This is a genomic window from Chryseobacterium sp. 7 (genome assembly GCF_003663845.1).
Taxonomy (GTDB): Bacteria; Bacteroidota; Bacteroidia; order Flavobacteriales; family Weeksellaceae; genus Chryseobacterium.
In genome coordinates this window covers 413,863-437,226 of the sequence record NZ_RCCA01000001.1, presented here as the reverse complement: position 1 = coordinate 437,226, position 23,364 = coordinate 413,863, and the positions used below count along the sequence as shown (strand labels likewise).

Genomic DNA, 23,364 nt, shown 5'->3' with positions numbered 1-23,364 from the left:
CTTGAATTTAAAATAAAAAATAATGCAGAATATAGTAGGAATCGATATCGGAGGGTCTCACATCACGTTGGCTCAGGTAGATCCGGAAAAACGTGAAATCATTTCATCAACCTATGTAAGAGAACATGTAGATGCTTTTGAAAAGAAAGAATTTATTTTCAGCGCTTGGGTTTCAGCCATTGAAAAAGTGGCTCATGATCTGGTAAAAGAAGACCTTTTAATCGGTATTGCAATGCCAGGCCCTTTCGATTATGAGAATGGAGTATCTCTTATGCAGCAGGGGAAATTTATAGATATCTATCAGGTCAATATTAAAGAAGAACTGGCAAAAAGACTCAGTATTTCTCAGGAGCAGATTCATTTTGTAAATGATGCTGCCGCCTTCATGGAAGGAGAAGTATTCGGAGGTTGCGCCCAGGGATTCGACAGTGCTTTTGGAGTCACTCTCGGTACAGGATTGGGAACGACTTTCTTTAACGGAGAATTTGCTGCCGATGAGGACTTATGGGATTCTTCTTTCAGAGATTCTATCAGTGAAGATTATCTGGCAACACGCTGGTTTGTGAATCGTTACAAAGAACTGACAGGGGATGAAATTTCAGGAACCAAAGATTTGCTGGATAAACCCAAAGAAATACAAACCCAAATGTTTGATGAATATGCAGACACTTTCTCCGAATTTATTGTGAAATACGTAGCTCATTACAAACCGAAAGTTTTAGTTATAGGAGGAAATATTGCCAAAGCATATCCTTATTTTGAACAACAATTTATTCAGAATTTAACGAAGAATAATATTAACTTGCAGGTTAAGATTTCTGCAATATTTGAAGATGCGGCCATTCTTGGAGCTGCCAGCTATGCATTAAAAAAAGCGTATATAAATTAACAAACGAAAAGATACAATGAAGTTTATATTTTCTACTTGCTTACTGTTATTACAGGCCTGGGCTTTAGGTCAGAATGTATCTCCCGTAGATTATGTGAATCCTTTGATGGGAACACAATCCAAACCCTCCTTATCCAACGGAAATACCTATCCGGCAGTAGGACTTCCATGGGGAATGAATATCTGGACGCCACAAACCGGTAAAATGGGCGACGGATGGGCATATACCTACGATGCAGATAAAATAAAAGGATTTAAACAAACCCATCAGCCCTCTCCATGGATGAACGATTATGGTGCTTTTGCCATGATGCCGGGAGTAGGAAAAGTGAAATTTAAAGAAGACGAAAGAGCAAGCTGGTTCAGTCATAAAGCTGAGGTTACCACACCTTATTTTTATAGTGTTTATCTGGCAGATATCAATGTTACTACAGAGTTTACCCCTACGGAAAGAGCCTCTTATTTTAAATTCGATTTTCCAAAGACTGACAGTGCTTATGTGGTAGTAGATGCTTTGAACAAAGGTTCTTATATCAAGATTTTACCGAAAGAAAGAAAAATCCTGGGATATACAACGAAATATTCTACCGGGAAATACGAAAACTTTAAAAACTACTTTGTTATCCAATTTGATAAAGATTTCGAACTGACAAAAACCTGGAAAGACGATAAACTGGTTAATGACCAATTAGAAATTACGAGCGATCATACAGGTGCTGTAGTAGGGTTTAAGCTTAAAAACAAAGAAACGGTTTATGCAAAAGTAGCCTCTTCATTCATAAGCTTTGAACAGGCAGAACTGAACCTTAAAAGAGAAATCGGAAACAGAAATTTTGAACAGGTAAAAACCGATGCTAAAAATATCTGGAACAAAACATTAGGAAAAATAGATGTAAAAGGAGGAACAGATCAGCAGATGAGAACCTTTTATTCCTCTTTATACAGAACGTTATTCTTCCCGCAGAAATTATATGAAATTGATGCTCAGAACAAAATAAAACACTGGAGTCCTTACAACGGGAAAATTGTTGACGGAAGAATGTTTGCCGGAACAGGATTTTGGGATACTTTCCGTGCTTTGTATCCTTTCCTGAATCTTGTCTATCCAAGTATCAATGTGGAAATGCAGGAAGGCTTGGCCAATGCTTATAAGGAAGGAGGTTTCTTACCAGAGTGGAGCAGTCCTGGATATTCTGATATTATGATTGGAAACAATTCTGCGTCCGTAGTAGCAGATGCTTATATCAAAGGACTTCGTGGATATGATACGGAAGCTCTTTGGCAGGCTGTAAAACACGGCGCGAATCATGAAGGTCCAATAGAAGCTGTAGGCCGTGCCGGAGTAGAATATTACAATACGTTAGGCTATGTCCCTTATGATGTGAAAATTAATGAAAATGCAGCTAGAACATTAGAATATGCTTATGATGACTTTTCAATCTATCAGTTAGGAAAAGCACTGGGAAAACCTGCTTCTGAAATTGATATTTATAAGAAAAGAGCTTACAACTACAAAAATGTATTTGACAAAGAAACCGGATTGATGCGTGGTAAAAATAAAGATGGTAATTTCCAGAAACCTTTCAATCCTTTCAAATGGGGAGATGCTTTCACAGAAGGAAACAGCTGGCATTACACATGGTCTGTTTTCCAGGACATTGACGGTCTGGCAGAATTAATGGGTGGAAAAAAGAAATTTGAAGCTAAATTAGATGAGGTATTCTCGTTGCCACCGGTTTTTGATGACAGCTATTATGGAGGCGTGATCCACGAGATCAGAGAAATGCAGATCATGAACATGGGGCAGTACGCCCACGGAAATCAGCCTATCCAGCACATGATCTATCTCTATAACTATGCAGGAGCACCTTACAAAACCCAATATTGGGCAAGACAGGTGATGAACAAATTGTATCATGCCACTCCAGACGGATATTGCGGTGACGAGGATAACGGGCAGACTTCTGCGTGGTATATTTTCTCAGCTCTCGGATTTTATCCGGTGACACCGGCAACAGATCAGTATGTGTTGGGAGCGCCATTATTTAAAGAAGCTACCATCCACTTGGAAAATGGTAAGAAAATTGAAATAAAAGCTCCGGAAAACAATGCAGAAAATCTTTATGTAAAATCACTGGATGTGAACCAGCAACCTTATTCCAAAAACTGGCTGAGCCATAAAGAACTGATGAAAGGAGCTGTTTTAGATTTTAAGATGGATAACAAGCCCAATAAAGAAAGAGGTTCACAGGAAAAAGATTTTCCTTACTCAATGTCAAAAGAAGAATCAAATAAATAATTTTTAAATTAAAAATATAGCTGTATGAGTACAGAAAAAAAAGAAATATTCGAGAGAGTAGAGAGCATGCTGCAGACACAAGGTTTTAACATTGCAGCCAAAGATGATACAAGACCATGGGGAGGATTTTTTGTGATTGATGAAACACAGGCACAGGATTTTGCTAACCAATATTTCGATGGGATTGATGTAGATAACCTGAGAATTGGAGGGAAGCTAAGCCCGAAAATTCTTATCGTTGCTCCGGAAGCAAGATTAAGCTGGCAGTATCACCACAGAAGAGCCGAAATCTGGCAAGTGGTAGAAGGAACTGTTGGTATCAAAAGAAGTAATACCGATGAAGAAGGCGAGTTGGGAGAATATGGTCCGAAAGATCAGATAAAACTTCAGCAGGGTGAAAGACACAGATTAATTGGTCTTGCAGGCTGGGGAATTGTAGCTGAAATCTGGCAGCATACCGATGCATCCAATCCTTCAGACGAAGATGATATTGTAAGAGTACAGGATGACTTTGGAAGATAAATAAAAAAATCCGCTTCATTGAAGCGGATTTTTTTATTGGTAAGGAGGCTTGAGGCTGGAAGAGGGAAGTTTCTGGAGCAAATATATCAATGGTTTATACCAGATAAGAACACCTGTCTAACAGTACTCCCTGCTTCATTCTTCCAGCTCCCAGCCTTTAAAACGTCACATCCAGTCCCACATAGAAATTAGCCTTCATAATCGGAGCGTATACCATTCCACCATCAAAATAATTTCCGAAAGGATTTTTAAAATCAACAATCGCATTTTTCTGATAGTAAGAAGTAAGGTTTTCACCTCCTACATAAGCTCTGATCTTTTTATTGAAATTTCTTGAGATTTGAGCATTAAGTACGGCATACGATTCTGAATAAGCTGGTAACTGAAACTCTGCAGGATTGCTTGAAGTATCAGGAAGCCTTTGCTTTCCAACCCAGTTTAAAGTAGTATCAAAACTCCAGAATCCTCCTTTATCTGTTTTATTGGTTGAATAAGCCAGATTCACAAATCCTCTATGCTTCGCCATAAAAGGAACTTCTCTTCTTCCTCCTATATAATCCGCTTGCACATCGTAGTACTTATAAGCAAGTCTTACTTCAAGATTTTTGACAGGCATAAAATCCCATTGAGTCTGAAATGAATTCGCAAAAGATTTTCCATCCAGATTATAGAATGTAAGCTGTTGAGGTGATTTATCCAAATCTACCAATACCTGATCCTGGAAATCTGTTCTGAAGAAGTCCGCAACAATGCTCGATTTTCTTCTGAATAACTTAAATTCCTGTTGTAAACTCACCCCATAATTCCATGCAATTTCAGGTCTTAAACCATAAATATTTCCTCCGTTGGGTAAAATATTGATGGCTCTGTTCGAAGCAAAATACTGCTGGCTTTCCGCAAATACATTCGCTGTTCTGAATCCTCTTCCTGCAGAAAGTCTTAAAATAGTCTGAGGCGTGAAATCATACTTGAAATTAAGTCTCGGTGTAAACTGTGTTCCTGCCAGATTATGAAAATCTACCCTGGAACCAGCAACTAAAGTATATTTTAAGCCAGTTAAAGTATATTCAGCAAAAATCCCCGGTACAATTTCATTTCTTCTCATATCATCTGTCAGATACGTTTCTTTGTATCCGTCATATAAGAAACTTGCACCAGCCTTATACTTGTGGTTGGTATTTCCAATGATGCTTTCGAAGATTAAGTTTGAATAATACGTATGCTGTTGCCCTGCATAATTTCTCAATCCAAAGAAACTGTCCTGCTGATGATACACATACTGGTTCATCCAGCCGATACTCTGATAAGGTTTTCCTTTAAAAACATAGCCCGTCTTATTCCAAACCTGAAATCTTGAAATATCAATTCCTACACCGTATGGAGACTGCTTATCCTGAGAAATTTTTTTATCAAAACCAATCTGTCCTGCAGTTCTTTCATCTCTGATAAAATTAATCCCAAAGTGAGACCCGAATCCTGACTTTTCAAGGTCGTTATAATTCAATAAATAGGCTGCGTTGATCTGAGTTCCTTTCGGTCTGTCAAGAAAACCGTCGCCATTCATATCCGTATTTCCGAAAGTTCCGTTTCCGTGAAGAAGGAAAGTCTGAGACCATTTATCGTTGATGAGAGAAACATTGGTAATATTGATTTCTGCTCTTCCATTGAAGTCAGAAAAAAGGTTTAACGATGTTTCAGGAGTCTTGGCATTTTTCAGAAGTTCAGTATTGATCTGTCCTGTGATACTTTCATAACCATTAGTTACAGTACTTCCCCCTTTGGTAAGCTGAATGCTTTCAATCCATCTTCCCGGAATAAAATTTAATCCGTAAGCAGAAGCTAGTCCTCTGATTTCAGGCAGTTGTTCTTTCGTTAAACTGGTATATTTCTGATCCAGGCCAAGCATTTTCAGCTGCTTTGTTCCCGTAACGGCATTACTGAAAGAAACATCTACCGTTGCATTGGTTTCGAAACTCTCAGAAAGATTACAGCAAGCCGCCTTTAACAGCTCTTTTTTATCAATATTAAAAACAAGTCCGGCTTCTTTTTTACTTAAAGAGGTTGCTGCCTTTGAACCTGTTACCACAACTCCGTCAATGTTTTTTTCATGCTGAGAATGGTCCTCTTTAGCTGATGAAGTTTCACCTTCTTTATGATCTTCATGCTTTGTTCCTTCTTCATAATGTACTTTTGGATTGGGTTCACCAAAAGTAAAGTCTCTGTCATACAGGCAGCATCCCGGAAGTCCGTTGTAAACGGCATCAGAAGCCTTGTATTTTTCATTATCATGACCAGCATCAGCAATGGCTTTTAAAATCTTATCTGATGAGGTTTTTGAAGGATCAAAATTTAAAGTAATCGTTTGTTTCTCCGCATTCCATTCTGCAGAATTGGCTCCGGCATCTTTGGATGCTTTTTCAATTCTGGCTTTACAAGAAGCACAGTTTCCTCTTACATAAAATTCATTTTCTTTTTTAGCGGAAACATTAGCATCAGCATGGTGTTCATGATGTGTTTCTGCATTAGAAAGTTGTGCATCTCTATCGTAATGACAACATCCCGGAAGACCTTCATAGGTTGTGTCAGACGCCTTAAATTTCTCATTATCATGTCCTGCTTCTGCTACTTTTTTCAGAATATCATCAGCGGATGCTTTGTCTGTTTCAAAGGTTAAGGTTTGAAGATCAATGGAATAAATTGCCGTTTTTGCACCTGCTTTTTTTGCGGCACTCTCAATTCTTGTTTTGCACATTTCGCAGTTCCCTTTTACCTTGAACTGATTTTTTGAAAGGGCTTGAGCAGATATAAATTGTGTAAATAGGAATAATGCACCAAGTATCAACCTGGAAATATATAATTTCATTTTGTTTAAAGTTTAAATTAATTAAAACAGTTCACTATAGGACATAATGAACCCTTGATATTTTAATTAACCTATCTTAGGCGGCTGCCAGATTTCCTTTAAACGGTCTGAAAGATAAGGATCTGAATATTGAAACTGAAGATTCTTATTCGCTTTGTAATAAGACAGTTCCAAACGTAGATTTTTTGAGAAAGGGGTTTCAATAAAAGTATAGCAGGCAACACATGACGAGCAGCAGTCATCATTACATGATTTTGTTGTATCATGGTTGCTCTCTTTTTTTGAAGAATGATTTTTGCAGCAGTCCATTTTTTTGGACGACTCTGCTTTACAGCATGTTTCCTTCATTCCCTGCACATAGAGATTGTCCTTGGGAATCAGAAAGACTCCCAGGCAAAATACTATTGCAAGTAGGTGAAACAGCTTCATATCTGCAAAAATACAAAATTTATGGCAAAGGATCACCAACTTTCAGAGAGCAGCTGTGCCAAGGTTCTCCGTGTGCCGGATTCAGCTTAGGTTTTTCACCCATGGCAAGATTCTGTGCGGCGGGTGCGGGTGCTGGAGTGGGCTGTACTACATTTTGTGCAGGCTGCGCTGCCGGAACAGGTTTGCTGTTTAATGGCTGTCCTACCTGAATATCGCATCGGTGTCCTGGCTGTCCGTGTGGAGGATTCATCCCCGGAGCTGTTTTTACCTGTTTTCCGTTGTTATCCAGTGTGATTTTTCCTGGTGATACAGCATTCGGGTCAATCTGGATGGTATTGTTTCCGTTCACATTTACATTTTGTGCACCAGGAGTAGCTGCTGCAGGTTGGCTATTCAAAGGTTGTCCTACCGGTATATCGCATCGGTGTCCGGGCTGTCCATGTGGAGGGTTCATTCCCGGAGCTGTGGCCATAGGAGCGGGATTAGGGCTGGACTGAATGCCTGCCTGATCCATCAGGGCTGTTTTTGAGGTGGTATTAAGGGCTACGTTGGGTTGTCCAGCATTAGCTTCTTCTTTTAAATAAGTTGCTCTTTCATCTTTTTTGCAAGATGCAGCTAGTAGTGATACGGCGATCAAACCTATAAATGTATTCTTCATATCCATGGGTATGAAACAAAATTAGCAAAACATTTTCAATTGTTTTGCTAATTTTATACTTATAATTTGATTTTTGAATTAATTTTTTACCAAAAGTCTAAATCCTTCTCCGTGAACGTTGATAATTTCCAATCCTTCGTCATCTTTTAATAATTTACGAAGCTTTGCAATATAAACGTCCATACTTCTTGCGGTAAAGTAATTTTCTTTCTTCCAGATCTTTCTTAAAGCAAGATCTCTCGGCATAAAATCATTTCTGTGGATGCAAAGAAGTTTTAATAATTCATTCTCTTTAGGAGAAAGTTTGTATTCTTTATCACCTACTTTCAGTTGTCTCAACATAGAGTCGAAGAAAATATTGCTGATTTTGAACTGCTCCTGCTCTTCGTTCTCCAACGTAGAACTTCTCTGAAGAATTGCTTTTATTTTGTATAAAAGAAGCTCAGTATCAAAAGGTTTTGTAATATAATCATCCGCACCCAGCTGATACCCTTTTAAGATATCTTCTCTCATATTTCTTGCGGTAAGGAAAATGATAGGTGTATTTTTATCAATCTTTTTTACGTCTTCTGCTAATGAAAACCCGTCTTTTTTAGGCATCATTACGTCAAATATGCAGATGTCGAATTCATTTTCTGTAAATTCTTTTAATCCCTGCTCCCCGTCAGTGGCAAGAGTTACTTCAAAATTATTGATCGTCAAATAATCTTTAAGCACCGCCCCGAAACTCTGATCGTCCTCTACTAATAATATTCTGTTGCTCATAACTTTTAATAATTAATAATTAACATTAAGAATGAACTTCCTCACTCTATCTTCTATATTTTGATATTTGGTTAAATTTTTTATAATTGATGAATGATCATTGATAATTGATGTGAAGGAGAAGTTTTATCATTTATCGCTTATCATCTATCATTGATATTCTATCCCATTGGCAATTTTATTGTGAACGTACTTCCTTTTCCTTTATGAGAGTCCACAATAATCTGTCCTTTGTGCAGTTCTACAATTTTTTTTACATAGGAAAGACCTAAGCCCTGTCCTTTTACATTGTGAATATTTCCTGTTTCTTCTCTGAAGAACTTTTCGAAAATTTTAGTTTTATTCTGGGTGTCCATTCCCATTCCCTTGTCGGAAATTTCAATCACATACCAGTTTCCTTCATTTTTTGTTTCCACATGTATTTCCGGTGCTTCAGGAGAATATTTATTGGCATTATCCAGTAAGTTGACCAGCATGTTTGAGATGTGGAATTCATCTATTTTAAAATTATAATGGGTAGCATTGAACTTCTGTGTAAGTGTTCCGTTTCTCTGCTGTACAATAAGATTGAAAGATTCTGTTGTTCTCTTAATCAGTTCTCTTACATTAGTTTCCCTTAAGAATAATTCCACTTCATTCCTTTCAAGCTTAGACATATTAAGCACATTTTCTACCTGCTTTTTCATCCTTAAGTTCTCCTGCTTAATCAGTTCCGAATAATATTTTACCTTATCCGGATTGGTTGCAATTTTATCGTTTGCTAATGAATCCGTTGCTACAGAAATGGTTGCCAGTGGTGTTTTAAACTCGTGGGACATGTTGTTGATGAAGTCTGTTTTTACTTCAGCAAGTTTCTTCTGCCTCATCATATAATTGATGGAAATAATGTAAATCCCAAGAATGGTAAGGAGAGAAAGGAATGTTCCTAACAGCATCGGCCAGTTATTCATGGCCAGAGAATATTCTTTTTTAGGGAAAACCAGGGCAAGGCTGTACAATGTATTTTTCTTATCTGCAAAAAGAGGAAAGCTGTACGTATTGCTGTCCTTCTTCTCTTTGTAAGCCTTATTGGCAATGCTTGTAAGCTTATTATTGCTGTCCAGAACTCCATATCCGAACTTGGCTGTAATCCCTCTTATTTTAAGTTCTTTGGCAATAACGGAATCAAGCGTTTTCGGATCCACTCTTTTGGTGATAGGAAGATTGTTTCCATATACTTTTACAAACTCTTTCATGGAGTAGTCTCCTGTTTCAATCTCCTGATTGATGTCCGTTGTAAGAAGTTCACGATTGGTGGTATCTCTTTTTATTTTATAAGCAGCCTCATCTGTATACAAAGTGGTCAGCTTAATAGAATCTCCTTTTTGAGAAATTGGAAGCTGCGTGTTTTCAATAATGTTTTTGGAATAAATAATCTGTCTCTGAGTACCAGAGTCTGCTACCTGCTGAATCGTTGTTAAGGACGGCTGTTTGCTGTTGGCAAGAATATTTTTTCTGAAATCTTTATAATCCTGATTCAGGTATTTGTCTGCTTCAATCTCTTCAATACTTTTTGAAGTACTTTCCAAAACTGCATATACTTTATTTGAAAAATCCTGTTCCAGTACGCCATAATAGCCTTTCAACCAATAAAATTGGAGCGTCACAAAGACAATCAGTGAGATCGTCATAAACACTGAAATTATTGGGATGAATTTGTTATTCATTATTTAATTATATATGTTTTGGAAAAATGAATGTTAAAATTAATTGTTTTAAGACTACATAAACAAAAAACGAGCCAAAAAATTGTTTTTTTTCTCTTAAAAGAGTGTTTTTTAACAATTATTTATGAATTATCCTCTCCTTGTCGTATGAAAACTCCCTTTGAATGAAATAAAGTGCTAACTTTATTAAAAATAATTATTTATGGAATCGAACTTCATTTTTAACAAAGATTTTGACGCAGCCAGTACTTATGTAATGAAGATTTATAAAGCTGACGTTTCTACAGTGTGGAATTATTTTGCCCAGTCCGAATTATTGGATCTGTGGTGGGCACCCAAGCCCTGGAAATGTGAAACGGTAAGTCAGGATTTCGAAGAAGGAGGGTTTTGGTTCTATGCAATGGTTGGCCCAAATGGTGAAAAAGGATATTCGAAGTTTGAATATGGAGAAATTATGGAACACAGAAGTCTGGACTGGCTGAGTGCTTTTTCTGATGAAGAAGGAAATATCAACGAAGATTTTCCGAGATCAAAATGGCTGATTGGTTTTACGGGAGTAGAAGAAGGTACCAAGCTGACTATTAATATTCATTATCACTCTCAGGAAATGATGAAGAAAATTATGGAAATGGGATTCGAAGGCGGCTTTACAATGGGACTTAACCAACTGGAGAAAATAATTGGGTAAATATGAAATTATAAAATAAATGATCAATAAAAATAATCCGGATCTTTCCTTGGAAAGATCCGGATTATTTATTCTATATTGAATATTGCCTCATTAGCGATTAACATCCCGTTTCATTCTTCAGGCTTCCTGCACTTATAAAAGCTCCTCTTCCTGAAAATACTGAATGATTGCCTTCTTCATAAGTAAAGTCTGCTCATTAGGCTTTAGCTCCGGAAGTTCTTCCAGGTTTTCAAACTGTGGCCATCCATCTTCATAGTGTGTAAATTTATAATATCCAAAAGGTTCAAGTAATCTGCAGACTGCAATGTGAATCAGGTTTACTTTGTCTTCTTTTGTATATTTTTGCTGGCCGCTTCCCAGCTCCTGAAGCCCTATCAGAAATAAAAGGGTTTCAATGGGCGGATTCTTCTCAGTCTGAAAATTATCTTCGAAGAACTGTTCTATTTTTTTCCAATATTCGGATTCGTTAATCATAATTTTATGAATTGCCATTTATTTTCAACAAGAACGCATACTCCAGCGCGTCTTCTTTCAGGGATTCAAATCTTCCGCTTGCTCCTCCGTGCCCGGAACTCATATCTGTTTTGAAAACTAAAATATTATCGTCTGTTTTTAATTCTCTCAGTTTTGCGGTCCATTTTGCAGGTTCCCAGTATTGTACCTGAGAATCATGAAATCCTGTAGTGATCAGCATATGCGGATAATCTTTGGCTTCCACATTATCATAAGGAGAGTAATCCTTCATATAATGATAGTATTCCTCATCATTTGGATTTCCCCATTCGTCATATTCTCCGGTAGTCAATGGAATAGTATCGTCTAACATTGTGGTTACAACATCTACGAATGGTACCTGTGCCACAATTCCGTTGAATAACTGCGGTTCATAATTCACTACAGCACCTACCAACAAACCTCCTGCACTTCCACCCATCGCATACATATGCTTTGATGAAGTATAGTTTTCTTTGATTAAGTGTTTTCCTGCATCAATAAAATCGAAGAATGTATTTTTCTTGAATAACATTTTTCCGTCCTCATACCATTCTCTTCCTAAATATTCTCCACCGCGGATATGGGCAATGGCATAGATGAAACCTCTGTCCAGTAAAGATAATCTTACATTTGAAAAGCTGGCATCAACAGTATGTCCATAACTTCCGTATCCATACAGAAGAAGTGGTGTATCAGCTGATTTTTTGGTGTCTTTATGATATACTAATGAAATAGGAACTTTAGCTTCTCCATCTCTGGAGTCTGCCCAGATTCTTTCTGAAATATAATTTTCAGGGAAAAATTTTCCACCCAGTACTTCCTGTTGCTTCAGAAGCTTTGTGGTTTTTTCTTTCATATTATACTCATACGTAGAACTAGGCTGTGTAAGAGAAGTGTATCCGTAACGCAGAATCTCGGTGTCAAATTCAAGATTGATTCCTATATAAGCTGTATAAGTAGGATCTGAGAAAGGTAAATAATAAGATTCCTGTGTCTTTTCATCAATAATTTTGATCTGAAGCAATCCTCTTTCTCTTTCCTCAAGTACCAGGTAATCTTTGAAAATTTCAAAACCTTCCAGCAAAACTTCGGCACGGTGTGGGATTACATCTACCCAGTTTTCCATACCACAATTGTCAATCTTTGCTTTTACAATTTTGAAATTGATGGCATCATCAGCATTGGTAATGATGTAAAATTCATCTTCGTAATGTTCTACAGAATATTCAAGATCATCTATTCTTGGCTGAATAATAGTCCATTCTGCAAATACATTGTCAGAAGGAATAAAACGATGCTCGTCAGAAATAGTACTTGAGCTGGCAATGAAAATATATTGTAAAGATTTTGTTTTAAATACATTCACATCGAAAGTTTCATCCTCTTCGTGGAAGATCAGAATGTCCTCTGCGGAATCTGTTCCCAACTTATGTCTGTACACCTGGAATGCACGCAGGCTTTTATCTTTTCTGATATAAAAAACATGCTGGTTATCATTGGCCCAAACAGCTTTTCCTGTTGTATTGGGGATGGTGTCCGGTAGGATTTCTCCGGTTTTCAGATTTTTAAAATTAAGTGTGTAAATTCTTCTTCCTACATCATCGGAAGAAAAAGAAGCCAGTTCATTACCTGGGCTTACGGCTACACTTCCTACCTCGAAAAACTCTTTGCTTTCTGCATGGATATTAACGTCCAGTACAATTTCCTCTTCATTGTCAAGGCTTTTGTGCTTTCTGCAGAAAATAGGATATTCCTTGCCTTCTTCATACCGTACAATATACCAGTATTCATTGAAGAAATAAGGCAGAGATTCATCATCCTTCTTATAACGGGCTTTCATCTCTTCGAAAAGCTCTTCCTGAAGGGTTTCCGTATCTTTCATGATGAATTCTTCGTAGGCATTTTCTTCCTCAATATATTTGATGACTTCAGGGTTTTCCCTTTCATTCAGCCAAAAATAATTATCGGTTCTTGTATCGCCGTGGGTTTCTAGTATTTTTTCTATTTTTTTTGCCTGTGGAGCTTTCATCCGGGTATTTTATTTTTTTATTGAATAGAATAGGTCTTTATACTTTTTCTTCTGAAAGTAAAGTAATTTAAGCAGAATTCTGTTCAATATTAATTTTTGTTCAAATTTAGGTAAAAAAAAACCATCTTTCCTTTATTGAAAAGATGGTTGATAGTATTTTTATAATTAAAGACTATTTATGAAGTGCTTTAATATACTTTTCAAGAGCCATTGTCATGGAAGGAGTTTCCTTCGTAGGAGCCATTAAATCTACTTTTAATCCTGCTTCTTCCGCAGCTGCCAAAGTGGTGTTTCCGAAAACCCCGATCTTTGTTTCATCCTGCTTGAAGTCTGGGAAATTTTGTTGTAACGACTTGATTCCTTGCGGGCTGAAGAAGATTAGCATATCGTAATCCTTAATAGTGATATCTGTAAGATCACTGCATACGGTACGGTACATGATTGCTCTTGTCCAGTCTACATTAGATGCATCCATGGTTTTCACAATATCCGGACTTAGAACATCTGAAGATGGCAACAGATATTTCTCAGTTGGGAATTTTTTGAAAAGAGGAAGCAGATCTGAGAAGTTTTTCTCCCCAAAGCTGATTTTTCTTTTTCTGTACACGATATGCTTTTGAAGGTAGTTGGCAATTGCTTCCGACTGGCAGATATATCTCATTGTATCCGGTACGGCAAAACGAAGTTCTTCCGCAAGTCTGAAGTAATGGTCAATCGCATTTTTACTGGTAAAAATAATACCGGTATACTGCGTCAGATCTATTTTCTGTGTTCTGAGCTCTTTATTGTCAACCCCTTCGACGTGGATAAATGGACGGAAATCAATCTTTATTTTTTCCTTCTTCGCTATATCCAGATATGGAGAAGACTCACTAGGCGCTGGTTGAGAAACCAATATAGACTTTATTCTCATCATTGACATTTATTAAAAAAATAACAACTTCCAAAGCAATAATAATGGTGCGATTTGGAGGGTGCAAATATACAAAAATTTATAATACCATTTCTCGGGAAGAATCTTGTTCTTGTGAAATAAATAGAAAAAAACTTTGAAAATGAAGACAAAAGAAAAGAAGCAGATATAATATAAGAACATTCTATTTCTGTCAATAGGGAAGTAATAGTGGGCTACACAAAGAATTATTAGCAAAAAGGAAAGAATGAAATAGAACTTTGTGGAAGTAAAATAGAATATTGTCCATTTTTTTCCATCCCCTATACTTTGATAAAATAAAAATCCGAATGTAGATTTTATTAAGTAAAAAAACAGTACCGCCAGCAAGGTATACCCGAATTTATTAAGCTGATATCCAAAAAGCTGGAGATCGGCAATATATTTAGGTACAATAGGAATGTACTGAGAAATCAAAACAGATAAGGTAAGAGTAGTCACGCAGGATGTGATAATCCAGCTGGGAAGGTTATTGCTCGCATCAAAATACTTTTGAAGCAGAAAATCCTTGAGACTGGCATCCCTTTCTATGACGTTCATCATAAAAACATACAAAAATATACAGCCCACGAGGATGAAGATTACCCAGTCATTATTCTCAGGTATTCTTACATGATTGATGAAGTGTTGTGATGATGGCAAAATTTAAGTTTTTATTATTTATTATTTAGAGCCTGTTTAAATTTTATTGAGTAATAATTTTATAGCGGATAATTTGGTCATATTTTCGGAAGACTCATGCAGTAGTTCATAGTTCCTACAAAGCCTTCTGTCATTATCAAACCAAGCAAAAGTTCTTTCTATTACCCATCGTTTACTTACGGGTTTAAACTCTTTTTTAGCTTGTTTTTCTTTATCCCGACTTACCACTTTTACCAGGTATGAATAAAGGCTATGAGCTTTATCTAGAAAATCTCCTCTATAGCCTGCATCAGCAAGAATACACTTGAAATTCATCAGCTCTTCCCTGAGTAATCTAAGCAAAAGCAATCCAGCCTTACTATCATGAATATTGGCTACACAAACCATCACTGCGATTAAAAATCCATTCTTATCTACTAGCACATGGCGTTTTATTCCTTTTATTTTCTTATTTCCATCTACGCCATGAAGACCTCTATTATTGCCCCAGCGTACACTTTGGCTATCCATTATTCCTAAGGAGGCTTCTGCTCGCTGACCCTTTTTTATACGAACTTTCATTCGTAGCTTTTCTAGAATTAAGTCAAAATATCCCAACTCCGTCCAACGGATATAATAGTAATAAACCAATTGCCATTTGGGGAAATCTTTAGGAAGCATACGCCACTGGCAACCTGTTTTTATCAAATACATTAAGGAGTTCCAAATCAAAAGAAGAGGATATTTTCTCTTTCTCTCTTTTAGGTTCATCGTTTTCTTTATATATTGCCACTGGTTTTCAGTTAAATCGGTTGGGTATTTCATTTTTTTTTTTCAAATATCCAACCTCTGAAAGCCTCTTAACAAAATTTTCTACGAAAATTTAAACAGGCTCTTAACTTCAGATAACATATCCCGGCACAGATTTTCCTGTCACCTGATTCGTAAATTTAAAGTTAAAATATTTGCTCTCACCGATTTTGCGTAATGTTCAGACCTTTTGTATAAAAGTTTCTGTTTCATCCGCTCAATCCCTGAGAAATATTTTTGCAAAATTATAGATTATTTTGTATAAAATAAAAAGGTTAAATAAACTATCTTTGCAAACTGAAATGAAAAAACTCGTCATTATCCCAACTTATAACGAAAAGGAAAATATTGAAAATATTATTTCCGCGGTTTTTGCATTGGAGGACGATTTTCATATCCTGGTAGTGGATGATACCTCTCCGGACGGAACAGCAGGTATTGTAAAAGAACTGCAAAAAAAACATCCGCATTATCTGCACCTGTCAATAAGACATACAAAAGACGGATTGGGAAAGGCATATATTCATGGGTTTAAATGGGCCATCGAAAATAAATACGATTATATTTTTGAAATGGATGCCGATTTTTCACACAACCCTAATGATCTGCCAAAGCTTTTTGAAGCATGCCAAAATGCAGATATGGCCATCGGATCCCGTTATTCAAAAGGAGTAAATGTGGTCAACTGGCCTATGGGAAGAGTATTGCTTTCTTATTTTGCATCTAAATACGTGAGATTTGTATTAGGACTTCCTATTCATGATACTACAGCAGGATTTGTCTGCTTTTCAAGAAAAGTATTGGAAGAAATAGGACTGGATAATGTAAAACTGAAAGGATACGGGTTTCAGATAGAAATGAAATTCAGAGCATTCAAAAAAAGTTTCAGAATTGTAGAAGTTCCTATTATATTTACCAACAGGATTTTAGGAGAAAGCAAAATGAACGGTGGAATTATTCATGAAGCCGTTTTTGGAGTACTGAACTTAAAATGGAAATCAATCATCAACAAATTATGAAACTGATGAAAAAGTTAATCTTTATTTTCGTTTTGCTGAGCCTGTTGTCGTGCAGCGATTATATTGATAAGCCTAAAAATCTGATCGATAAAGATGTGATGGCAGAAATCATTGCAGACCTTGCAATCAATGATCAGGCAATCTTTGTATATCCGGACAAAAATATGGAAGCCGGTACAAGAGCTGTTCTGAAATCACATAAAGTAAAATCTGAAGACTTTGTAGAAAGCTTCAAATATTACGTCATCAAAGAAGAAATGGATGGGATCGCCAATGATGCACAGGAAATACTGGTGAAGAAAGATCCCAAAGCAGATAAATATATAAAAGATAAACTGAAACAAAACGGAGCTGTAGTACCTTTGGTAAGATAAAAAAGGGCCGGAGTTTCAATTCTGGAGAAATCACTGATAAAAACGGTGAATTAAAAAGTATAGAGATGAAATTTTTTAATATAGAAAAAACCTCTGAAGGAAAAGCAAGAGCAGGGGAAATTACCACAGATCACGGGAAAATTCAAACTCCTATTTTTATGCCTGTGGGAACTGTAGCAAGTGTGAAAACAGTTCATCAGAGAGAATTAAAAGAAGACATTAAAGCTCAGATTATTCTGGGGAATACTTATCACTTATACCTTCGTCCGGGCATGGAAACAATGCAGGATGCAGGTGGCTTACACAAATTCATGAACTGGGATCTTCCTATTCTTACAGATTCGGGAGGATTTCAGGTATTTTCACTGGCGAGTAACAGAAAAATGACGGAAGAAGGGGCGAGATTCAAATCTCACATCGACGGAAGCTATCATATGTTCTCTCCGGAAAGATCAATGGAGATTCAAAGACAGATCGGAGCCGATATTTTCATGGCTTTTGATGAATGTACTCCTTATCCTTGTGACTACAACCAGGCAAAATCATCTATGGAGCTTACGCACCGTTGGCTGAAAAGATGTATTGACTGGACGAATGATAATCCTGAATTATACGGATACAAACAAAGACTCTTCCCAATTGTTCAGGGATCTACCTATTCCGACCTTAGAAAAATTTCAGCTGAAGTAATTTCAGAAGCAGGAGCAGAAGGAAATGCTATCGGAGGACTTTCTGTAGGAGAACCGGAAGAAGAAATGTACAGAATCACTGATGAAGTGACAGATATCCTTCCAAAAGAAAAACCAAGATATCTGATGGGAGTAGGAACACCATGGAATATACTTGAATCTATCGGACTGGGAATTGATATGATGGATTGCGTAATGCCAACCAGAAATGCAAGAAATGCAATGCTTTTCACATGGCAGGGGGTGATGAACCTTAAAAATGAAAAATGGAAGCGCGATTTTTCGCCTTTGGATGAATTCGGGACCAGTTTTGTAGATCGTGAATATTCAAAAGCGTATCTTCGCCACCTGTTTGTATCTAAAGAATATCTGGCAAAACAGATTGCTTCGATTCATAATCTGGCATTCTACCTGGATTTAGTAAAAGTAGCCAGAGAACATATTATTGCAGGAGATTTCTACGAATGGAAAAACGCTGTAGTACCGGTTCTTAGACAAAGACTGTAAGAGAATATGCTTAAAATTGTAGACAGATATATCATTAAAAAATACCTTGGAACTTTCAGTTTCATGTTGGTATTATTGTCTATAGTCGTATTGGTAATTGATGTTCAGCAGAAAATTCCAAGGATAGAAAACGCCAAGGCTATTGATCCAAAACTGGATCTTACGTATTTCCTTATCCATTTTTATCCCTTCTGGATCATCAATCTTGTGGTAACATTCCTTTCCATTCTGGTATTTATTTCAGTAATTTATTTTACCTCCAGAATGGCAAACAATACTGAAATTGTTGCTATTATCAGTAGTGGAGCCAGTTTTCACAGATTTTCCAAACCTTATCTGTTTACCTCCATTTTTATTGGATTGATCGCCCTCGTGGTGTATCACATGGTTCTTCCATGGGCCAATATCAAAAAAAATGAACTGGAAGCATATACTTATAATGCAGCCAATAAAGAAAAGATTTTAGGAACAGCTCCGGCTTCTTCACAGCTGAGTAAAACAGAATATATCTTCGTTGATTCCTGGAATAAAAGAGAAAAAAGAGGATCCAGTTTTGTCTATCAGAAATATGATAAAGACAGAAAAATGACCTACGAGCTGAAAGCAAGTGAAGTGTATTGGGATAAGACCAAAAAACAGTTCGTTCTCAATAATTATCTTGAAAAAACAATCAATAAAGACAATACCGAAAAACTAGGTAACGGAATAGAATTAAGGAAAAACTACGGACACTCACCGGAAGAACTTTTCCCTAATGAGCTTTTGGGCCAGAATAAAACCACACCGGAGCTTTTAAAATTCATTGAAAGAGAAAAAGCAAGAGGAAACAGTAACCTGAATTCCTATCTGAATGAGCTTCACCAAAGAACCTCAATGCCTGTTTCTATCATTATCCTTACATTTCTGGCACTTTCCCTGTCATCACAAAAGAAAAGGGGAGGATTGGGAGTTAACTTAGCAATAGGTATTTCATTGGCCTTTATTTTCGTGTTTTCATTTGAAGCCCTAAAAGTGGTTTCAGAAAATAAAAGTTTGTCCCCGGCTGTAGCCATGTGGCTGCCTAATATGGTATTTTTACCGCTTACCCTTTATCTTTATATTAAAAGAGCCAATCAGTAAAGTAATTTTACTTCTTTGTGATAAAAGGAGTGCATTCCATCTTCCAGTTCAATCCACAGTTCACCCTTTTCGTCTGCATATCGGATGATGCCATTTTGTCGCTCTTTTTCAATTTCAAAGACAGATACCTGATCTTTTCTGAAAAGATGGTTGTTAAAACCGTCCAGAATTTCCTGGTCGGAGGGAATATTTCTAATTTTTTCAGACAGATATTCATGAAGATTCAAGGAGAGTTCTTCCAGATTGTACTGTATGCCTGTCTGCGTCAGAAGTGATCCAGCATTCGATATCTCATCAAAACTGTCCTGAAGGACGTTGATGCCTGCTCCTATGATGAAATAATTATTTTGATTAATTTTTTTCTTTTCTATTAAAATCCCAACGATTTTTTTACCTTTAAGGATAATATCATTCGGCCACTTGATTTTTACCTCAGAGTCAGACAATTTGGCAAGGAAATCCCGGATCAGCGTTGCGGTATAATAATTGAACATAAAGTCGGAGCACAGGATGTTCTGAGTATTCACTGCCAGCGTATAAGCCAGGTTTTTTCCGGCAGTCTGAGTCCAGACATTTCCATACTGACCACGTCCTTTTGTTTGATTAAAAGTATGAAGTCCTATAAAATTTGAATCTCCGTAAAGTAAAAACTTTGATATTTCGTCATTAGTAGAAGAACATTCTTTCAGGTAGAAGAGTTGGCTCATTTAAGAAAACTTTAAGACATTAAGAGGGTAAAAGTAAGGGTAAAGTAAAGAAAAAACAATAAATTTGCAGATTATAGTATTTTTTTAATGAATAAAACAGCAGAAAAACAAGCGTTAATAGATAAAATCGTTGAAGCTATCCAGGATGTAAAAGGAGAAGACATTATGATCTTTGACCTTTCCAACATCGAAAACTCCGTAGCAGAAACGTTCGTGATATGTAGTGGAAACTCAAATACACAGGTATCTGCATTGGCGGGAAGTGTAGAGAAGAAAGTAAGAAACGAACTGCAAGACAGACCTTGGCACGTAGAAGGGACTGAAAATGCAATGTGGGTATTGGTAGATTATGTTTCAGTGGTGGTTCATATATTCCAAAAACAGGTACGTGAGTACTACGATATAGAAGAGCTTTGGGGTGACGCAGTCATTACCAAAATTGAAAATGAATAATAAAAAATTTAAAAAGTCTAAATGAATAATAAAGGATTCAACTGGTTCTTTCCAATTGCAATCATAGCTCTTTTGCTTTTCTTTGGCTCCAATTTCCTTGGAGGTGATGCAGCAAAATCTATTGATGAAGATGGTTTCTTTAGAGAAATGCAGGCGGGCAAAGTCCAGAATATAATTATATACAAAGACATAGAGAAAGCTGATGTTTTCCTAACAAAAGAAGCGAAATCAGCAATGGTTTCCAAAACCGGTAAAGAAAATAACCCTCTTTCTGTCCTGGATATGGCTCCTAAAGCAGATTATTCTGTGAAATACGGAGACCTTCAACTTTTCCTTCAGAAATTTGAACAGGTTAAAGCCAGCAATCCGGTTATTAAAACAACAAAAGATTACGGAACAGGCAAAAGCGCACTAATGGACATCTTAGTTCCTGCGTTGGTTTGGATTTCCATTCTTGGATTATTCTACTTCCTTCTTTTCAGAAAGATGGGCGGTGGCGGAGGTCCTGGCGGACAGATCTTCTCTATCGGAAAATCTAAAGCGAAGCTTTTCGACGAAAAAGAAAGAATTCAGGTAACATTTAAAGATGTTGCAGGATTGGAAGGTGCTAAAGAAGAAGTTCAGGAGGTAGTAGATTTCTTGAAAAACTCTGAAAAATATACAAAATTAGGAGGTAAAATTCCTAAAGGAGTTCTTTTAGTAGGGCCTCCGGGAACAGGTAAGACCTTATTGGCAAAAGCTGTTGCTGGGGAAGCTAAAGTTCCGTTTTTCTCACTTTCAGGGTCAGATTTCGTTGAAATGTTTGTTGGGGTAGGAGCTTCCAGAGTAAGAGACCTTTTTGCTCAGGCAAAAGCAAAATCTCCGGCAATTATCTTTATTGATGAGATTGATGCCATTGGACGGGCAAGAGGAAAAAATAATTTCTCCGGCGGAAATGACGAAAGAGAAAATACATTGAACCAGCTTCTTACTGAAATGGATGGTTTCGGAACAGATACCAACGTTATTGTAATGGCAGCAACCAACAGAGCAGATATCCTTGATAAAGCTTTGATGAGAGCAGGACGTTTTGACCGTTCTATTTATGTAGATCTTCCGGAACTTCACGAAAGAAGACAGATCTTTGATGTTCATCTGAAAAAGATCAAGCTTGATGATAATGTAGACAGAGAGTTTCTTGCAAAACAGACTCCTGGATTCAGTGGAGCGGATATTGCCAACGTTTGTAACGAAGCAGCGCTTATCGCAGCAAGAAATAACCATACTTCGGTAACAAAACAGGATTTCCTTGATGCTGTAGACAGAATCATTGGTGGTCTTGAGAAGAAAAATAAAGCAATCAAACCTTCTGAAAAAAGAAGAGTGGCTTACCATGAAGCAGGTCACGCTACCATCTCATGGTTGGTAGAACATGCATCTCCACTTTTAAAAGTGACGATTGTTCCGAGAGGACGTTCATTAGGAGCGGCTTGGTATCTTCCTGAAGAAAGACAGCTTACCACTACAGAGCAGATGTTGGACGAAATGTGTGCAACATTGGGAGGTAGAGCTGCAGAGCAGGTGATCTTCAATAATATTTCCACAGGAGCACTTTCTGACCTGGAAACAGTAACGAAGAGAGCTCAGGCAATGGTGACCATCTACGGATTAAGCCCGAACATTGGTAACATTTCTTACTATGACAGTTCAGGCCAGTCTGAATACAATTTCGGGAAACCATATTCTGAAGAAACGGCTACCAAAATTGATGCAGAGATCAAATTGATTATTGAAAACCAATATGAGAGAGCAGTAAGAATCCTTGCTGATAATAAAGACAAGCTGGATGCTTTAGCAAGTAAACTGTTAGAAAAAGAAGTGATCTTCCGTGAAGACTTAGAAGAAATATTCGGAAAAAGAGCATGGGATCCTGAATTGACAGAGAAGCCTGTTACCAATACAATCCCTGAAAAAGATCAGCCGGTAGTAGTGGAAACACCTCACATCAAAGAAAAAGAAGAAGAAAGCGAAATACAGGCTCCAGAAAGCCCGACACAGCTTTAAGACTCTCAAAAATAAATATTACAAAGACCTGGCAACCTCGAAAATTGTCAGGTTTTTTCATATTTAAGGAGATATTTTGGACACTATTGTAATTTATTTTCTATTTTTGTATAAAGTTGACTAAAAATAGATTAAGTTGAATTTATTCAAGAGGATTGTAAGCAAACTTACCAACCAGCCTGAAGAAGAGGACAAACAGAGCCTGGAGAAGCTTGGGGATTCGCTGAAAAATGCGGATCTTGACTATAAGTTTGCGCAATTATTTACGCATTCGGGGGGATTTTTTAATTATTGTGCAGATGAAGCGGAGGCTCTACAAACTTTAAATCAGATTATCAAAATTGAAGGTATCCATAACCTTTTCTGTTGGGATAAAGAACTTCAGAACTTTTTGAACGTTGTGAAGTCTACCTATACTTCAGAACTTCAGCCGTCTAATGACGCCGCATTCATCACCTGTGAATACCTGATTGCCTATGATGGCAGAATCATGCTTTCGCATAATAATATTCTTCATTATCATTCTTCAAGGCTTCCTGATAGAATTATCATCATTGCCAATGTTTCTCAGATTGTAAACAACCTGAATGATGCTATGGGGAAAATAAAAAGAAACGGAAATATCAAGAACCTTACTTCCATCAGCGGAAGCCAGTCTAAAATGGACAGTTCTTCCAATTCCAATACAAAATTATTTTTATTGCTGCTTGAAGATTAAGCAACC

The 23,364-nt window shown here is 37.0% G+C and carries 22 protein-coding genes; 11 read left to right on the top strand and 11 right to left on the bottom strand.

All coding sequences use genetic code 11. The features are described from left to right. Nucleotides 1-22 precede the first annotated feature (22 nt). The 3 genes from CLU97_RS02065 to CLU97_RS02055 are packed head-to-tail and all read left to right on the top strand — an operon-like array spanning nt 23 to nt 3,710. Nucleotides 23-889 (top strand): ROK family protein, encoded by an 867-nt coding sequence (locus CLU97_RS02065; RefSeq protein WP_121486471.1) that lies wholly within the window; start codon nt 23-25, stop codon nt 887-889. 16 nt (nt 890-905) lie between these two features. Further along, nucleotides 906-3,188, top strand: coding sequence for a GH92 family glycosyl hydrolase (locus CLU97_RS02060; RefSeq protein WP_121486470.1), 2,283 nt, complete (start codon nt 906-908; stop codon nt 3,186-3,188). A gap of 24 nt (nt 3,189-3,212) precedes the next feature. Beyond that, complete coding sequence (locus CLU97_RS02055) at nt 3,213-3,710, top strand: phosphoheptose isomerase (RefSeq protein ID WP_121486469.1); 498 nt, start codon at nt 3,213-3,215, stop codon at nt 3,708-3,710. Nucleotides 3,711-3,867: 157 nt separating this feature from the next. Here CLU97_RS02055 and CLU97_RS02050 read toward each other — a convergent pair whose 3' ends face one another. From CLU97_RS02050 to CLU97_RS02030, 5 genes are all read right to left on the bottom strand, one after another. Then, entirely contained in the window at nt 3,868-6,573 is a 2,706-nt protein-coding gene (locus tag CLU97_RS02050) for a TonB-dependent receptor domain-containing protein (RefSeq protein WP_121486468.1), read from the bottom strand. Nucleotides 6,574-6,639: 66 nt separating this feature from the next. After that, on the bottom strand, nt 6,640-7,002 hold the full coding sequence (locus CLU97_RS02045; RefSeq protein ID WP_183084499.1) for a hypothetical protein: 363 nt from the start codon (nt 7,000-7,002) through the stop codon (nt 6,640-6,642). Between the two features lie 19 nt (nt 7,003-7,021). Further along, nucleotides 7,022-7,660 (bottom strand): hypothetical protein, encoded by a 639-nt coding sequence (locus CLU97_RS02040; RefSeq protein WP_228437464.1) that lies wholly within the window; start codon nt 7,658-7,660, stop codon nt 7,022-7,024. 78 nt (nt 7,661-7,738) lie between these two features. Further along, nucleotides 7,739-8,425: a response regulator transcription factor gene (locus tag CLU97_RS02035; protein WP_002982671.1), complete on the bottom strand. Its 687-nt coding sequence runs from the start codon at nt 8,423-8,425 to the stop codon at nt 7,739-7,741. A 161-nt stretch (nt 8,426-8,586) separates the two neighbouring features. Continuing rightward, complete coding sequence (locus CLU97_RS02030; RefSeq protein ID WP_121486466.1) at nt 8,587-10,131, bottom strand: sensor histidine kinase; 1,545 nt, start codon at nt 10,129-10,131, stop codon at nt 8,587-8,589. 202 nt (nt 10,132-10,333) lie between these two features. Between CLU97_RS02030 and CLU97_RS02025 the strand changes: the two genes are divergently transcribed. Further along, nucleotides 10,334-10,819: an SRPBCC domain-containing protein gene (locus tag CLU97_RS02025; protein ID WP_121486465.1), complete on the top strand. Its 486-nt coding sequence runs from the start codon at nt 10,334-10,336 to the stop codon at nt 10,817-10,819. Nucleotides 10,820-10,954: 135 nt separating this feature from the next. Here CLU97_RS02025 and CLU97_RS02020 read toward each other — a convergent pair whose 3' ends face one another. The 5 genes from CLU97_RS02020 to CLU97_RS02000 form a co-directional block, all read right to left on the bottom strand. Then, entirely contained in the window at nt 10,955-11,296 is a 342-nt protein-coding gene (locus CLU97_RS02020; protein WP_121489624.1) for a hypothetical protein, read from the bottom strand. Between the two features lie 4 nt (nt 11,297-11,300). After that, on the bottom strand, nt 11,301-13,346 hold the full coding sequence (locus tag CLU97_RS02015; RefSeq protein WP_121486464.1) for a S9 family peptidase: 2,046 nt from the start codon (nt 13,344-13,346) through the stop codon (nt 11,301-11,303). A gap of 172 nt (nt 13,347-13,518) precedes the next feature. After that, nucleotides 13,519-14,259, bottom strand: a complete 741-nt coding sequence (locus tag CLU97_RS02010) for a uroporphyrinogen-III synthase (RefSeq protein WP_105700653.1) — start codon at nt 14,257-14,259, stop codon at nt 13,519-13,521. 12 nt (nt 14,260-14,271) lie between these two features. Beyond that, nucleotides 14,272-14,940 carry a DUF4271 domain-containing protein gene (locus CLU97_RS02005; protein WP_121486463.1) on the bottom strand — a complete coding sequence of 223 codons (669 nt, stop codon included), beginning with the start codon at nt 14,938-14,940 and terminating at the stop codon, nt 14,272-14,274. A gap of 36 nt (nt 14,941-14,976) precedes the next feature. Next, nucleotides 14,977-15,744, bottom strand: a complete 768-nt coding sequence (locus CLU97_RS02000) for an IS5 family transposase (protein ID WP_121486240.1) — start codon at nt 15,742-15,744, stop codon at nt 14,977-14,979. A gap of 287 nt (nt 15,745-16,031) precedes the next feature. Between CLU97_RS02000 and CLU97_RS01995 the strand changes: the two genes are divergently transcribed. From CLU97_RS01995 to CLU97_RS01980, 4 genes are all read left to right on the top strand, one after another. Then, nucleotides 16,032-16,748 (top strand): polyprenol monophosphomannose synthase, encoded by a 717-nt coding sequence (locus tag CLU97_RS01995; protein WP_121486462.1) that lies wholly within the window; start codon nt 16,032-16,034, stop codon nt 16,746-16,748. A gap of 5 nt (nt 16,749-16,753) precedes the next feature. Further along, nucleotides 16,754-17,122, top strand: coding sequence for a DUF4296 domain-containing protein (locus tag CLU97_RS01990; protein ID WP_228437462.1), 369 nt, complete (start codon nt 16,754-16,756; stop codon nt 17,120-17,122). 65 nt (nt 17,123-17,187) lie between these two features. Next, nucleotides 17,188-18,318, top strand: a complete 1,131-nt coding sequence (gene tgt, locus CLU97_RS01985) for a tRNA guanosine(34) transglycosylase Tgt (RefSeq protein ID WP_121486460.1) — start codon at nt 17,188-17,190, stop codon at nt 18,316-18,318. 6 nt (nt 18,319-18,324) lie between these two features. Then, a complete protein-coding gene (locus CLU97_RS01980) occupies nt 18,325-19,437 on the top strand; it encodes an LptF/LptG family permease (protein ID WP_089692849.1) in 1,113 nt (370 codons plus the stop codon). On the opposite strand, the gene CLU97_RS01975 is transcribed toward CLU97_RS01980, so the two are convergent. After that, nucleotides 19,431-20,144, bottom strand: a complete 714-nt coding sequence (locus CLU97_RS01975; protein WP_121486459.1) for a biotin--[acetyl-CoA-carboxylase] ligase — start codon at nt 20,142-20,144, stop codon at nt 19,431-19,433. The two genes, CLU97_RS01980 and CLU97_RS01975, sit on opposite strands and share 7 nt — an antisense overlap. Nucleotides 20,145-20,231: 87 nt before the next feature. Here CLU97_RS01975 and rsfS point away from each other — a divergent pair, with 87 nt between their 5' ends. The 3 genes from rsfS (at nt 20,232) to CLU97_RS01960 (ending at nt 23,358) form a co-directional block, all read left to right on the top strand. Then, entirely contained in the window at nt 20,232-20,597 is a 366-nt protein-coding gene (rsfS, locus tag CLU97_RS01970; RefSeq protein ID WP_105700531.1) for a ribosome silencing factor, read from the top strand. A 21-nt stretch (nt 20,598-20,618) separates the two neighbouring features. Continuing rightward, nucleotides 20,619-22,640 (top strand): ATP-dependent zinc metalloprotease FtsH, encoded by a 2,022-nt coding sequence (gene ftsH, locus CLU97_RS01965; RefSeq protein ID WP_121486458.1) that lies wholly within the window; start codon nt 20,619-20,621, stop codon nt 22,638-22,640. Between the two features lie 136 nt (nt 22,641-22,776). After that, on the top strand, nt 22,777-23,358 hold the full coding sequence (locus tag CLU97_RS01960; RefSeq protein ID WP_165790439.1) for an LUD domain-containing protein: 582 nt from the start codon (nt 22,777-22,779) through the stop codon (nt 23,356-23,358). Nucleotides 23,359-23,364: the final 6 nt, after the last annotated feature.